The sequence below is a fragment of the Ottowia pentelensis genome (assembly GCF_964341695.1).
The window spans coordinates 865618-877969 of the sequence record NZ_OZ224513.1 but is presented as its reverse complement, the minus strand read 5'-3'; the positions used below and the strand labels follow the sequence as shown (position 1 = coordinate 877969).

General features: G+C 69.3%; 14 protein-coding genes. 1 reads left to right on the top strand and 13 read right to left on the bottom strand.

The features are described 5' to 3' along the window. Positions 1 to 93: 93 nt before the first annotated feature. The 9 genes from soxX to ACWHMB_RS04155 form a co-directional block, all read right to left on the bottom strand. Positions 94 to 774 carry a sulfur oxidation c-type cytochrome SoxX gene (soxX, locus tag ACWHMB_RS04195; protein WP_293224816.1) on the bottom strand — a complete coding sequence of 227 codons (681 nt, stop codon included), beginning with the start codon at positions 772 to 774 and terminating at the stop codon, positions 94 to 96. A gap of 17 nt (positions 775 to 791) precedes the next feature. Then, complete coding sequence (soxA, locus tag ACWHMB_RS04190) at positions 792 to 1604, bottom strand: sulfur oxidation c-type cytochrome SoxA (RefSeq protein ID WP_293224814.1); 813 nt, start codon at positions 1602 to 1604, stop codon at positions 792 to 794. 82 nt (positions 1605 to 1686) lie between these two features. After that, entirely contained in the window at positions 1687 to 1998 is a 312-nt protein-coding gene (gene soxZ / locus ACWHMB_RS04185; RefSeq protein WP_293224813.1) for a thiosulfate oxidation carrier complex protein SoxZ, read from the bottom strand. Positions 1999 to 2057: 59 nt separating this feature from the next. Next, on the bottom strand, positions 2058 to 2516 hold the full coding sequence (gene soxY / locus ACWHMB_RS04180) for a thiosulfate oxidation carrier protein SoxY (protein ID WP_293223717.1): 459 nt from the start codon (positions 2514 to 2516) through the stop codon (positions 2058 to 2060). Positions 2517 to 2619: 103 nt separating this feature from the next. Beyond that, positions 2620 to 3669 carry a c-type cytochrome gene (locus tag ACWHMB_RS04175; protein ID WP_377482539.1) on the bottom strand — a complete coding sequence of 350 codons (1050 nt, stop codon included), beginning with the start codon at positions 3667 to 3669 and terminating at the stop codon, positions 2620 to 2622. After that, positions 3653 to 5038, bottom strand: coding sequence for a sulfite dehydrogenase (gene soxC, locus ACWHMB_RS04170; RefSeq protein WP_377482537.1), 1386 nt, complete (start codon positions 5036 to 5038; stop codon positions 3653 to 3655). The genes ACWHMB_RS04175 and soxC overlap by 17 nt, the downstream gene beginning before the upstream one ends. A 99-nt stretch (positions 5039 to 5137) precedes the next feature. Further along, positions 5138 to 5458, bottom strand: a complete 321-nt coding sequence (locus ACWHMB_RS04165) for a hypothetical protein (protein ID WP_293223726.1) — start codon at positions 5456 to 5458, stop codon at positions 5138 to 5140. A gap of 74 nt (positions 5459 to 5532) precedes the next feature. Next, positions 5533 to 6024 (bottom strand): hypothetical protein, encoded by a 492-nt coding sequence (locus tag ACWHMB_RS04160; RefSeq protein WP_377482535.1) that lies wholly within the window; start codon positions 6022 to 6024, stop codon positions 5533 to 5535. Continuing rightward, positions 6021 to 7007 (bottom strand): MBL fold metallo-hydrolase, encoded by a 987-nt coding sequence (locus ACWHMB_RS04155; protein WP_377482533.1) that lies wholly within the window; start codon positions 7005 to 7007, stop codon positions 6021 to 6023. The genes ACWHMB_RS04160 and ACWHMB_RS04155 overlap by 4 nt, the downstream gene beginning before the upstream one ends. A 59-nt stretch (positions 7008 to 7066) precedes the next feature. Here ACWHMB_RS04155 and ACWHMB_RS04150 point away from each other — a divergent pair, with 59 nt between their 5' ends. Beyond that, the gene (locus tag ACWHMB_RS04150; RefSeq protein WP_377482531.1) at positions 7067 to 8170 is read left to right on the top strand and encodes a YeeE/YedE family protein; all 1104 of its coding nucleotides are present in this window, start codon (positions 7067 to 7069) and stop codon (positions 8168 to 8170) included. Between the two features lie 201 nt (positions 8171 to 8371). Here ACWHMB_RS04150 and rocF read toward each other — a convergent pair whose 3' ends face one another. From rocF to ACWHMB_RS04130, 4 genes are all read right to left on the bottom strand, one after another. Beyond that, a complete protein-coding gene (gene rocF, locus ACWHMB_RS04145) occupies positions 8372 to 9310 on the bottom strand; it encodes an arginase (RefSeq protein WP_377482529.1) in 939 nt (312 codons plus the stop codon). Then, positions 9307 to 10386: an ornithine cyclodeaminase gene (locus ACWHMB_RS04140; protein WP_377482527.1), complete on the bottom strand. Its 1080-nt coding sequence runs from the start codon at positions 10384 to 10386 to the stop codon at positions 9307 to 9309. Before ACWHMB_RS04140 ends, rocF begins: the two co-directional genes overlap by 4 nt. 97 nt (positions 10387 to 10483) lie before the next feature. Next, positions 10484 to 11077, bottom strand: coding sequence for a c-type cytochrome (locus tag ACWHMB_RS04135; RefSeq protein ID WP_377482525.1), 594 nt, complete (start codon positions 11075 to 11077; stop codon positions 10484 to 10486). Further along, positions 11074 to 12348 (bottom strand): FCSD flavin-binding domain-containing protein, encoded by a 1275-nt coding sequence (locus tag ACWHMB_RS04130; protein WP_377482523.1) that lies wholly within the window; start codon positions 12346 to 12348, stop codon positions 11074 to 11076. Before ACWHMB_RS04130 ends, ACWHMB_RS04135 begins: the two co-directional genes overlap by 4 nt. Positions 12349 to 12352 lie beyond the last annotated feature (4 nt).

Genomic DNA, 12352 nt, shown 5'->3' with positions numbered 1-12352 from the left:
ACTGAAGTATCAAAATGAAAAAGACCCGGTGGGAAGCCGATCAAGCAAGGCCGCGGCCCGCTCGACAGGCCCGCACCGGGCCGTGTACTGACTTTACTGGTTGACGGGCGACTTGGGGTCCATCAGCAGCGCCACGATGTCGCGCACCTGCGCCTCGGTCAGGGTGCCCTTGGTGCCGGCGCGCGGCATGTTGGAGCAGGCGTTGTAGGCCTTGCTGTTCCAGATCTTGCCCCAGGTGTACTTGACCATTTCCTGGGCCTGCGGGCTGCCCGGGTCGGTCACGCCGTGCAGCTTGTTGTAGTGGTACAGGCTGGGGCCGATGGTGCCGAAGGAGATTTCTTCCTTGGTGATCTGGTGGCAGTTGTAGCAGTTGCCGCCGTTGACCGTGTCGGCCTTGTCGGTCCAGGTGCGGCCGCGACCGCTCTGGGCGATTTTCTCGCCCGACTTCCAGTCGCCAAGGTACTTGCCGTCGGCGGGCCACTGGATGGTCTTCATGTTGAGCGCTTCGATCTCCTTGGCGCGCTCGGGCGACAGCGGGTGGCCCGCCACGTCGGCGGCGTTGCAGGCGTCCAGCGTCGGGTCGCTGGCCAGCGCCTGGCTGACCTTGACGATGCCCTTGTCGTGAAAGGAGTTCTGCACGATCTGGTGCGTCAGCGCGTCCAGCTGCGCCGGGTTCATGTCGGCGCCCGAGGAGGCGCCGCCGGCGCACGCAGCCAGCAGGGTTGCGGCACCCGCCGCCACGGCGGCCAGCTTGATGGAGGTCTTGATGTTCATCGCTAGGGGCTCCCGATTCAGCGCTTGATGGTGGGCACGGCGGACTTGTCGCCCTTGGCGTTCACGCCCAGGTACACGCCCAGGGCCACGGTGGCGTCGCTGGCGTAGGTCGGCTCGGGAAAGCGCTGCTGGCGGTAGCAGTCGTTCAGGCGGTGCTGCATGGTCCACATCTGGCCGTTGGACACGCGGTAGGCCGGCCAGGCGGCAAAGCCCACGCCGTCGCCCGCCTTGCCGCTCAGGTGCGGCAAGTCCTGCAGGCGGATGCGCTTGCCCTCCTCGCCGTGGCAGGACGCGCAGGCGAAGTCATGCGAGCCGCCGCGCTGGAAGAACAGGCGCTTGCCCACCTGGTACATCTCGCGCTCCTGCGCGTGCGACTGCGGCAGGTTGAAGGGCATGCCCTTGGACTGCGCGCCGACCCAGGTGGCCAACGCCGTGACGTTGGCGCGCTCGCCCTTGCCCCACTGGCCGTTGATGACTTCCTTCGGGTCGATGCCCTGCAGCGTGCTCATGCACGTCACCAGGCGCGACTCCAGGTCCTGCACCTTGCCGGTGTCGGCAAAGTAGCGCGGCAGCTCGACGAACGCACCCTTGACCACGCCCGGCCCCTTGCCCAGATCGCACTGTTGCAGCGAGGCGTTCTTGGGGCCGCGCTTCTTGCTCCACAGTTCCTCGCCCTTCATCTCGAACAGCTCGGACGGGTTGCCGTCCTGCAGCATCTCGCGATATTCCTCGATGGCCTGGGTGGACGTCTTCTGGGCCAGGGCCGGGGCGCCGAGGGCCAGCGCCCCCAGCACGGCCAGCACGGCCAGGCAAAGCGATCGTGCGTGCATCGTCAAGTGTCTCCTGTGTGTCGATGTCGTCGGTGAAAAGAGCGGGCGGCGCGTGCCGCCCCGGGCCCGCGCCCGGTCTGGCTCAGGAAACGGTGGCCTCGTCGGTGCGGGTGTCGCCCTTGGTGTCTTTCCAGGTGACGGCCACCTTGTCGCCGGCCTTGCCGCCCTTGATGGTGAACTGCAGGAAGGGGTTCTTGGAAACCGCCGGCCCCCACTCGCACGAGAAGACTTGCTTGCCGTTGAGCGTGGCCGTCACGTCGGTGATGTGCCAGGCCGGGATCAGCTTGCCCGAAGAATCCTTGCGTTGGCCGGATTCCATTTCGTGCGCCATCAGCACGCGCACCGTGGTCTTGTCGTCCTTCGCCTGGGCGCGAATGCGCATCGGATCACCCATGTCAATACTCCTGATTCAATGTTCGTTCAATGTTTCGATGAAGGGGCGGGGGCGTGCGCTCAGCCGCCGCAGCCGCCCAGGGTCACCTTGACTTCCTTCTTGGCGTACAGCGCCTTGCCGTCGGTGGTGACGGCGATGGCGTAGACGTCGGAGGACTGGCCCATCTTGGAGCGGGTGGCGAAGTTGGCCTCGACCTCGGGGCTGACGGTGAACATCGCCACCAGGGGAGCGGGGTTCTTCTCGACCATCAGCAGCATTTCCTTGACGTTGGGCAGCGTGGTGGCCACGGTCATGGGCACCACGGCGCCGTTCTCGGCGATGTCGGGCGCGGTGAGCGTGACGTCCTTGCTTTCGGCCAGCGGGCTGTTCACGCCCAGGCCCTTGAGCGCATCGGCCATCTGCTTGCTGTCGAACGCGGCCTTGTTGAAGGCCAGCGCCGGCTGCGACAGCAGGCTGCCCGCGGCCAGCACGCCAGTCACCAGCGCGCCTTGGCGCAGGGTATCGCGACGAGTCTGCATGAATCGATCTCCTTGATCCAAATTAAACAATTGGGTTGATGTTAACGGAAGTACCTGCACTCCCCTGCGCGGGATATCCCCCACGAAGTACGGCCCGCCCCCCTCAGGGAGCCTTGGCCCCCGCGGCCAGCCAGCTGGCGATGGCCTTGGCATCGTCGGGCGAGAGGGTTTGCGCGGGCATGGGCACATTGCCCCACACGCCCTCGCCGCCCGAGACGATCTTGCCCGCCAGGTAGTCGGCCTGGCCGGCGTGCTTCTTGGCCACCTCGGCAAAGCCGGGGCCGACCAGCTTGGCCGTCATGCCGTGGCAGGCCACGCAGCCGTGCTTTTGCGTCAGGGCCACGGCGGCGGCGGCCAGCGGGTCGGCGGCGGACGGCTTGGCGGCGCCGCTCTTGGCGTCGTCGACGGTGACCTCGCCGCGCTGCGGCCCCACCAGACGGTTCTGGTCGCGCAGATTGCCCCAGGCATCGGCCGCGTGCGCGGGCAGGCGCGAGGACACGTCGACCGGCACCTCGCAGTTGCTCATGCAGGCCTTGGCCTGGGTGTCGGGTTTGGTCTTGCCGGCGCTGAACTCGTTGCCCGGCCACATGGCGTGCTGGGTGGTCATGCCGTTGCGGTTGGGCATGAGCTTTTGCACCTCGGCGATGTTCTTGTCCGACAGCGTGAAGTCCGCCGGCAGGACGTCGCCCAGGTTCAGCAGGTAGGCCGTGACGGCGTACACCTCGTCGGGCTTGAGCGACTTGGGCGCGTTCCAGGGCATGGCGCGGTTGATGTAGTCCCACAGCGTGGACACCGTGGGCACCTTCATCAGCGTGGTGCGGCCGGGGTAGTCGGTGCGCTTGAGGGTGGCGACGTGGCCGGTCTTGACGTCGTCCTTGGTGGTGCCGCCCACCAGCGGGTTGAACACCGAGTTGGACTCGCCGAACACGCCGTGGCAGCTGGCGCACTTGGATTCCCAGATTTCCTGGCCCTCGTCGACGCTGCCCGAGCCGCTGGGCAGGCCCTTGAAGTCGGGGCGCACGTCGATGTCCCAGGCCTTGACCTCGGCCGGCGTGGCCGCGCGGCCGATGCCGGGAAACTTGTCCTGCGCCCACGCCGGCAGCACGCAGGCGGCGGCCAGCAGCGCGGCGATGGCGTTACGACAGCTGGACATTCTTCACCTCGCCGCTTTCCTGCACCAGCCAGGACTGGATGGCGTTGTTGTGATAGATGGAGCGCGTGCCGCGCACGGCGCGCAGCTGCCGGTAGTTGGGCTGCACGAAGCCGGTGTCGTCCATGGCCCGGCTTTGCACGATGGCGGGCTTGCCGTCCCACACCCAGTCGATGTTGAAGCGCGTGAGGCACTTGTCGAGCACCGGGGTTTCGAGCCGCGCGGTGCGCCAGTTGCGCCCGCCGTCCACCGACACGTCCACGCGCTTGATCTTGCCGCGCCCCGACCAGGCCAGGCCGCTGACGTTGTAGAAGCCCTTGTCCAGCAGCACCTGGCCGCCGGAGGGCGTGGTGACCACGCTCTTGCATTCCTGGATGCTGCTGTACTGGCGGTGCTGGCCGTCGGGCATCAGGTCGATGTAGTGCACCGACTCGTCCTTGGTGTTCCAGGGCTCGTCGCCCACTTCCACGCGGCGCAGGTATTTCACCCAGCTGACGCCCTGCACGCCGGGCACCACCAGGCGCAGCGGGTAGCCGTTTTCGGGGCGCAGCATCTCGCCGTTCTGCCCATAGGCCACCAGCACCTGGCCGCTGGTGACGAGTTCCATCGGGATGGTGCGCGTCATCGAGGAGCCGTCGGCGCCCTCGGCCAGCACGAACTTGCCCTTCTTGAGGTCGGCGCCGGCCATCTGCAGCAGCGTGATCAGCGGCACGCCGGTGAATTCGCTGCACGACAGCATGCCGTGCGAGTACTGCACCGTGGGCACGGCCACGTTGCCCCACTCCATGCCGGTGTTGGCGCCGCACTCGATGAAGTGAAAGCGCGACACGCTGGGCAGCCGCATGATCTCGTCCATGGTGAAGACGCGCGGCGACTTGACCAGGCCGTTGATCATGAAGCGGTGCTTGGACGGATCGACGTCCCACCAGCCCTGGTGGTGGCGCTCGAAGTGCAGGCCGCTGGGCGTGACGATGCCGAACAGCGACTGCAGCGGCGCGAAGGACACCGAGGCCTGCGTGGTTTGCGTCAGGCCGGGGCTGGGGCGACGCTGCACGTTGGTTTCGTACTGGGACGGCTTGCCGTAGCCGTCGGTCACCACCGGCTGGCCCAGGCCGGTGGACCAGGGCGGCAGGTTCAGGATGTTGGGGTCGCCCCCCTCGGCCGGCACCGGGTTGGCCTGCGCGCCGGCCTGGGCCGCGGCCGTGCCGGCCAGCGCGGCGGCAAAGGCGCCGCGGATGAAGTCGCGCCGGCCCTTGCGGCCTTCGGCGAACACGGTCTGGATGCCGGCGCGGTCGATAAAGCCCTCGGGCGCCTTGCGCAGGCGGCCGTGCGGCGCGCCGCTGGCCGCGTCCGATGTGTGAGGAAAAGTCATATTCATATCAATACATGCGCAATTGCTTATATTAATGCAAGACAACCCCGCTGACCATGGGGTTTGTCCGAGGTCAAACGCCGGGCGCGCGGCCCCGCGCTACTTGGAAAAGTGGTAGTGCTCGCGGTTGAGGACGGCGGCGATGGCGGCCACGTCCTCCGGGAACAGGCCCAGGCCCAGGTCGGTGTTGCAGGCCTCGACCATGGTCATGAGGGCGCTGGAGCTGTTGATGCGCCCCTTGGGCCGGTAGATGTCCAGGCCGTCGCGGCCCCACTTCTGGGCGTGGCACTGGTTGCACTTGTGCTCGACCATCAGGCGCTCGCCGAGCTTCAGATCGGCGCCCTGGAAGGCGGCCGGAATCTCGGCCTGGGCCCAGCCGGCCAGCAGGATCAGGGCGCTCAGGGCGATGGCACGTTGCATGACGGTCTCCGCGGGATGGGTCCAAGGCCACCATCGTGCCCAAGCGTCGCAGCGGACGCAAGCCGTGCGCCGAATCAGCCGGCCAGCGCGCGTCGCGCCTGCTCCAGGCGCTGGTCGAGGTAGCCGCTGTAGAAGTCGGGCGAGCCGCCCTCCAGGCGCTCGGCCAGCTCACGCCCGCCGGCGCCCAGGAACAGCACGGTGGGCGCCAGCTTGACCTTCCAGGCACGCGCCAGCTCGCCGTGGGTGATGGGCGCGCCGTCCACCGTCTGCGTGGCCAGCGCGCTGCCCCAGTCGACCTGCACCACGTGCAGGCCCTCCTCGGCGTGCATGGGCGCCAGGTAATGCTCGCGCACCACCTGGCACCAGGGGCAGCCGTGCAAGCTGACCATCACCACCAGCGGCTGGCGCGCGGCCAGCGCCTGCGCCAGCTCGGCCGGCAGCGCGCGCGAAGGCGGCAGGGTCTTGGCGGCGGCGCGCGCCGGCGCGGCCAGCCCCAGCGTCGCCAGCGCGCCCAAGCCGGCCAGCAGGCGGCGGCGCTTGAGCGGCGGCACAGGCATCGGCGTCATTTGGTTTCGTGCTCCATCAGCAGGTAGGTGTTGTAGGCGTTCATGCGGTTGGCCGGGCCGAACAGGGGCAGATTTTCCCACTGGCTCCAGTCGGTTGCCTGGTAGGCCTCGTCGAAGGGCGTCATGTCGCGCGCGGCGGCGCCCATGGTCTTGCGCAGGTAGACCAGGTAGTCGCGCGTGAGCTGCATGTCCTTGCGGGCGTCGGTGGAGATCGGCCCGTGGCCGGGCACGATGACCTCGGCGCCGAAGGCCAGCAGCTGGTCCAGCGACTGGATCCAGTGGCCGCTGTCGGCCTCGCCGACAAAGGGTATGCGGTTGCGAAACACCAGATCGCCCGCGTACAACAGCTTGCGCGCCGGCACGTAGATCACCAGGTCGTCCGGCGTGTGCGCGGGGCCCACGGGCTGCAGGATCAGCTGGGTGTCGCCCACCGTCAGCTCGGTGCGGCCGTCGATCCACTGGGTGGCCGGCACCAGCCGGGTCTGGCCGTCGATCCAGGGCGCCAGGTCCTTGCGCGAGACCTCCAGCCGCTGGCGCGCGGTCTCCGAGTTCAGGTACTCGCGCCCGTTTTGCTGCGCGATGATCTTGGCGCCGGCGTCGGCAAACACCTGCAGGCCGTAGACGTGGTCGGCGTGGTAGTGCGTGAGGATGACGTGCGTCACCTTCTGCGGCGTGACCTTGCGGATTTCGCCCAGCAGGCGCTCGGCCAGCGCGGGCGAGCCCAGCGCGTCGATCACCACCACGCCCGCCGAGGTGACGATGAAGCCGGCGTTGGAGATGAAGTTCTGGTTGGCCGGCGAGCCCAGCGCCGACTGGCCCTGCACGTACCAGCAGCCAGGCGCCGCCTCCTCGGCCTTCATCTCGGGCACGGCCGGCGCGTCGGCCGCCTCGGCGTAGCGCGACCAGGCGCCGGCAAAACCAGCGGTGAAGGCCGCACAGGCGCAGCGCGCGAGAAGTTGACGTCGGTCAAGGGCAGCTTGCATGCAGCCTCCTATATTCATCATTTAATAAGCAACCACTGATGTAATTATCGGGAATGGCCATGGACTTGACAAGCCTCATGGACCGGCACGGCAGCGGCCCCGTGCTGGCGGCGGGCGGCGCCGTCATCGGACTGCTGTTCGGCTTCTTCGCCCAGCGCTCGCGCTTTTGCCTGCGCGCGGCGGTCATCGAGTTCTGGCACGGCAAGTTCGCCGAGAAGCTGTCGGTGTGGCTGCTGGCCTTCGCCAGCGCGGTGGTCGCGGTGCAGGCGCTGATCCTGCTGGGCGCGCTGGACGTGAGCGGCGCGCGCCAGCTGGCCAACCGCGGCAGCCTGTCGGGGGCGCTGGTGGGGGGCCTTTTGTTCGGCGCCGGCATGATCATGACGCGCGGCTGCGCCAGCCGGCTGCTGGTGCTGTCGGCCAACGGCAACCTGCGCGCCCTGCTGTCGGGGCTGGTGTTCGCCGTCACCGCGCAGGCCACGCTGGCGGGCCGCCTGGCGCCGCTCAGGGCCGGGATCTCGGCCTGGTGGACGATCGACGGCGGCGCCGCGCGGCACCTGCTGGAGCGCCTGGGCGGCGGCGCGGTCGACGGCCTGGTGCTGGGCCTGCTGTGGCTGGTGGTGGCGGTGATCTTCTCGCTGCGCTCGGGCAACCGGCCCTGGATGTGGATCGGCGGCGTCGGCACCGGGCTGGCGGTGGCGGCGGCCTGGTGGTTCAGCCACCAGGTGGCCAAAAGCAGCTTCGATCCGGTGCAGATCCAGGGCCTGACCTTCAGCGGCCCCTCGGCCGAGTGGCTGATGCGCGTGCTGACCAGCCCGGCGCCGGCCATCGGCTTCGACGCCGGCATGCTGCCGGGCGTGTTCGTCGGCTCGGCGCTGGGCGCCTGGGTGGGACGCGAGTTCAAGATCGAGGGCTTCAAGAACGGCTACAGCATGGCGCGCTACATCGCGGGCGCCATGCTGATGGGCTTCGGCAGCATGCTGGCCGGCGGCTGCGCTGTAGGCGCGGGCATGACCGGCGGCGCCATCTTCGCCCTCACCGCCTGGCTGGCGCTGGCCGGCATGTGGGCCGGCGGCGGCCTCATGGAGCGCTGGCTGGCCGAGCCGGTGCACACCACGCAGCCGGCCACGCAGCGGGCGCCGGTGGTGGTGCCGGTGGCGCCTTGAACGCGAATTCGAAAACCGGACGCAGAGGACGCAAAGAAATCGCAGAGGACGCAGAAAGGAATTTTATTGATTAGCTATTAAATGCATAGCTGTTTGCGCTTGCTACATGGGCGCAAATTGGCTATTTGATCAAATTTCTTGAATTTTTTGCGCCCTCTGCGAGCCCTTTGCGCCCTCTGCGTTCGGCTGTTCATAGGCCCGTCACCTCAGCAGCACATCCTTGACCAGCGTGCTCTTGCCGAACAGGCTTTCCACCAGGTCCACCACCAGCTCGGCGGTCTGGTTGTGCACGTCCAGCGCGGGGTTCAGCTCGACGATGTCCAGCGAGCCCAGGCGCCCGGTGTCGGCGATCATTTCCATGCACAGCTGGGCCTCGCGGTAGGTGGGGCCGCCGCGCACCGTGGTGCCGGTGCCGGGGGCGATCTCGGGGTCCAGAAAGTCGACATCGAAGCTGACGTGCAGGTGCACGTCGGCGCCCACCGATGCCAGCGCGCGCGCCATCACCTCGCGCATGCCCAGCTCGTCGACGGCGCGCATGTCGTAGACCTCGATGGCGTGCTGCTTGATGAGGTGCTTCTCCTGGTCATCGACGCTGCGCAGGCCGATCTGGCACAGCTGGCCCGCCGCCAGCGCGGGCGCAAAGCCGGCCAGCCGCGCCAGCTCGGGCGGCCCCAGGCCGCACAGGCTGGCCACCGGCGTGCCGTGGGCATTGCCGCTGGGCGAGGTGGCGGGGGTATTGAAGTCGGCATGGGCGTCCAGCCACAGCACGCGCAGGCGCTGGCCGGTGGCCCGGCAGTGGCGCGCCACGGCGCTGATGGAGCCGACGGCCAGGCTGTGGTCGCCCCCCAGCAGCAGCGGCAATTGCTGCGCCTGCAGTGCCTGGAGCACGGCGTCGTGCGTGGTGCGGCACCAGGCCAGCACCTCGGCGAAGTGGCGCAGCCCAGTGGCGGCATCGCGCGGGCCGCCCGGATTGGGCGGGCCGGCCAGGTTGCCGCGGTCGCGCACCGTGCCGCCCTGGCGCTGCAGCGCCGGGCCGAGCTGGGCCACGCGCAGCGCGTCCGGCCCCATGCCGGCGCCCAGGCGGCTGGCGCCGATGTCGGTGGGCGCGCCGATGAGGGTGAGGGCGAGCGGCGCGGTCATGTGCGATCGCCATCGCCGCCGGCGCCCGCCTCGCGCACCAGGCTGTAGAGGTCCTTGGGATCGCGCAGCGCGGGCAGCAGCGCCAGGCTCTCCAGCAGGCCGTGGGCGCGGCCCAGCGTCTGCAGGCAGCGCATGACCGAATAGTCCTCGAGCGCGAAGCCGACCGAGTCGAACAGCGTGATCTCGGCCGCGTCGCGCCGGCCCGGCGCCTGGCCGGCCAGCACGCGCCACAGCTCGGTGACGGCGAATTCGGGCGCCATGTGCTGCAACTCGCCTTCGATGCGCGTCTGCGGCTCGAACTCGACGAACACCCGCGCGCGCCGCAGGATGGCCGCGTCCAGCTCGGTCTTGCCCGGGCAGTCGCCGCCCACGGCATTGATGTGCATGCCGGGGCGCAGCCACTCGCCGCGCAAGATGGTGGCGCGCGTCTTGTCGGCCGTGAGCGTGGTGACGATGTCGGCGCCCTGCACCGCTTCGGCCACGCTGTCGCAGGGCACGAGCTCGACCTCGACGTCGGCCAGGTTGGCCATCAGCTTGCGCGTGGCCGCGGCGTCCACGTCGTACAGACGCAGGCTGCGGATGCCCAGCAGGCCGACGAAGCCCAGCGCCTGGAACTCGCTCTGGCTGCCATTGCCGATCAGCGCCATCACGCGGCTGTCGGGCCGCGCCAGCAGGCGTGCCGCCATGACCGAGGTGGCGGCGGTGCGCAGCGCGGTGCTCAGGGTCAGCTCGCTCAAGAAAATGGGCGCGCCGGTGTCGACGCGCGCGATGGCGCCGAAGGCCATCACGGTGGGCAGGCCCAGGCGGGTGTTGCGCGGATGGCCGTTGACGTACTTGAAGGCGTAGTGCCGCGCGTCGGCCACCGGCATCAGCTCGATCACGCCGTCCGGCGTGGGCTGCGCCAGCCGGGCGGTCTTGCTGAACTCGGGCCAGCGCCGAAAGTCGGCCTCGATCGCCTGCTCGACGCCGCGCAGGCACTCGACGACGCCCACGCGCGCGATCAGGCACGCGGCGGCCGGCAGGCTGAGGTAGTCCAGCGCGCCGGCGGGGGCGGTCGATTCAGCGGCGGGCGGCATCAGCAGGGTTCCTCATGACGACGACGGGTTCGAGTCCAGTGTCGCGCAATCGGCGGCCGCGCGCAGCGGCGCGGGGGCCGCAGGGTCATCGCCGCGCTCAGCGGCCGCTCAGGTACTCGGCCACCGCCGCCATTTCCAGCGGCGTCAGCTTCTCGACCACCGCATGCATCACGGCGTTGTCGTTGTTGCGCGCGCGCTTGCTGAACTGCTTGAGCTGATTGTCCAGATAGGCCGCGTGCTGGCCGGCCAGGCGCGGCAGCGCGTTGCTGCCGGCGCCGTCGGCGCCATGGCAGGTGGCGCAGGCCGGCACGCCGCTGAAGCGGTTGCCGACCTGGTAGATGTACTGGCCCACGGCCGCCAGCGGCGCGTCCTTGGCGGCCTCCTGGTGCGGCGGGCGGCTGGCGTAAAAGCGCCCCAGCGCCGCCATGTCCTCGGGCGTGAGCTTTTCGACCATGGGCGCCATGGCCGTGCTCTGGCGCTTGCCGCTCTTGAAGTTCTCGAGCTGCTTGGCGATGTACTCGGCGTTCTGGCCGGCCAGGCGCGGAAACACCTCGCTGGCCGATTCGCCCTCGGCGCCATGGCACAGAAAGCACGAGCCGCCGATGATCTGGCGCGCCCGCGCCTCGTCGTCCTGCGCCAGCGCGGCGCCCGCCAGCGCCAGCGCGCCAGCGGCAAGCCACAGCCGCTTCATGCCAGGGTATCGGCCCAGATGTTGCGCGCCCAGGCCATGGCGTAGCGGCCCTCCAGCTCGCTGGCGGCGGGCGACACCCCGCCCGAGCCGGGCACCGGCAGCATGGTCTTCTTGTCGGCGTCGTAGCGGTGCACGCTGGCCACGTGCACGACGTCGGTGTCGCTCACGAAGCTGTAGCAGGTGTTGTTGTACAGCGGCAGCGCATTGGGCGCGCGGCCCGCCAGCAGCGCCACGATGGCGGCGGCCGCCACCTTGCCGTGCTGGTTGGCCATGTGGCCCGACTTGGGCATGGCCGGGGCGATCTGCACCGAGTCGCCCAGCACGTGGATGTTCTTGGCGGCGATGGACTCCATGGTCAGCCAGTCGACCTCGCACCAGCGCTTGTTGGCGGTGGTCAGGCCCGCCTCGTGCGCCACCGTGCCGGCGCGCATGGGCGGCAGCACGTTCAGCACCTGCGCCTTGAGGTCGTCGTTGAAGTCGAACTTGAGCGTGCGCGTGGCCACATCGACGTCGACCAGCTTGTGGTTGGGGCGGTATTCGACGATGCCCTTGTAGCGGTCAGCCCAGGCCTTCTTGAACAGCGGGCCCTTGGAGGTGACGTCCTCGTTGGCGTCGAGGATCAGCACCTTGGACCTGGGCTTGGCCTGCTTGAAGTAGTGCGCCACCTGGCAGGCGCGCTCATACGGGCCGGGCGGGCAGCGGTAGGGCTGCAGCGGGATGCTGATGGCGAACACGCCGCCGTCGGGCATGGCCTCCAGCTGCTGGCGCAGCGCCAGGGTCTGCGGACCGGCCTTCCAGGCGTGCAGCACCTGGTCCTGCGCGCCGGGCGCGTTCAGGCCGGGCACCTGGTCCCACATGAAGTCGACGCCGGGCGACAGCACCAGCCGGTCGTAGGGCAGCACGCCGCCACTGGCCAGGCGCACCTGGCGCTTGTCGGCGTCGATGGCGGCCGCGCGATCCTTGACGATCTTCACGCCGTGGCGCCTGGCCAGGTTGTCGTAGGGCGTGGTGATGTCGGCCATCTGCTTGCTGCCGCCCAGCACCAGGTTGGAGATGGGGCAGGAGACGAAGGCGGCGTTGGGCTCGACCAGGGTCACCTCGACCTGGCCGTCGGACCACATGCGGATGTACTTGGCGGCGGTGGCGCCGCCGTAGCCGGCGCCGACGACGACCACCTTGCCGCCCGCGCCAGCGCCCACCGAGGCGCAGCCGGCGCTGGCGCCCAGAACCGAGGCCGCCGATGCGGCCTGCACGAATTGACGACGATCCATGACG

What these genes read in the sequence shown, in the direction of transcription:
- soxX (WP_293224816.1), bottom strand. Translation starts at nt 774, where the DNA reads ATGAACATCAAGACCTCCATCAAGCTGGCCGCCGTGGCGGCGGGTGCC.
- soxA (WP_293224814.1), bottom strand. Translation starts at nt 1,604, where the DNA reads ATGCACGCACGATCGCTTTGCCTGGCCGTGCTGGCCGTGCTGGGGGCG.
- soxZ (WP_293224813.1), bottom strand. Translation starts at nt 1,998, where the DNA reads ATGGGTGATCCGATGCGCATTCGCGCCCAGGCGAAGGACGACAAGACC.
- soxY (WP_293223717.1), bottom strand. Translation starts at nt 2,516, where the DNA reads ATGCAGACTCGTCGCGATACCCTGCGCCAAGGCGCGCTGGTGACTGGC.
- ACWHMB_RS04175 (WP_377482539.1), bottom strand. Translation starts at nt 3,669, where the DNA reads ATGTCCAGCTGTCGTAACGCCATCGCCGCGCTGCTGGCCGCCGCCTGC.
- soxC (WP_377482537.1), bottom strand. Translation starts at nt 5,038, where the DNA reads ATGACTTTTCCTCACACATCGGACGCGGCCAGCGGCGCGCCGCACGGC.
- ACWHMB_RS04165 (WP_293223726.1), bottom strand. Translation starts at nt 5,458, where the DNA reads ATGCAACGTGCCATCGCCCTGAGCGCCCTGATCCTGCTGGCCGGCTGG.
- ACWHMB_RS04160 (WP_377482535.1), bottom strand. Translation starts at nt 6,024, where the DNA reads ATGACGCCGATGCCTGTGCCGCCGCTCAAGCGCCGCCGCCTGCTGGCC.
- ACWHMB_RS04155 (WP_377482533.1), bottom strand. Translation starts at nt 7,007, where the DNA reads ATGCAAGCTGCCCTTGACCGACGTCAACTTCTCGCGCGCTGCGCCTGT.
- ACWHMB_RS04150 (WP_377482531.1), top strand. Translation starts at nt 7,067, where the DNA reads ATGGACTTGACAAGCCTCATGGACCGGCACGGCAGCGGCCCCGTGCTG.
- rocF (WP_377482529.1), bottom strand. Translation starts at nt 9,310, where the DNA reads ATGACCGCGCCGCTCGCCCTCACCCTCATCGGCGCGCCCACCGACATC.
- ACWHMB_RS04140 (WP_377482527.1), bottom strand. Translation starts at nt 10,386, where the DNA reads ATGCCGCCCGCCGCTGAATCGACCGCCCCCGCCGGCGCGCTGGACTAC.
- ACWHMB_RS04135 (WP_377482525.1), bottom strand. Translation starts at nt 11,077, where the DNA reads ATGAAGCGGCTGTGGCTTGCCGCTGGCGCGCTGGCGCTGGCGGGCGCC.
- ACWHMB_RS04130 (WP_377482523.1), bottom strand. Translation starts at nt 12,348, where the DNA reads ATGGATCGTCGTCAATTCGTGCAGGCCGCATCGGCGGCCTCGGTTCTG.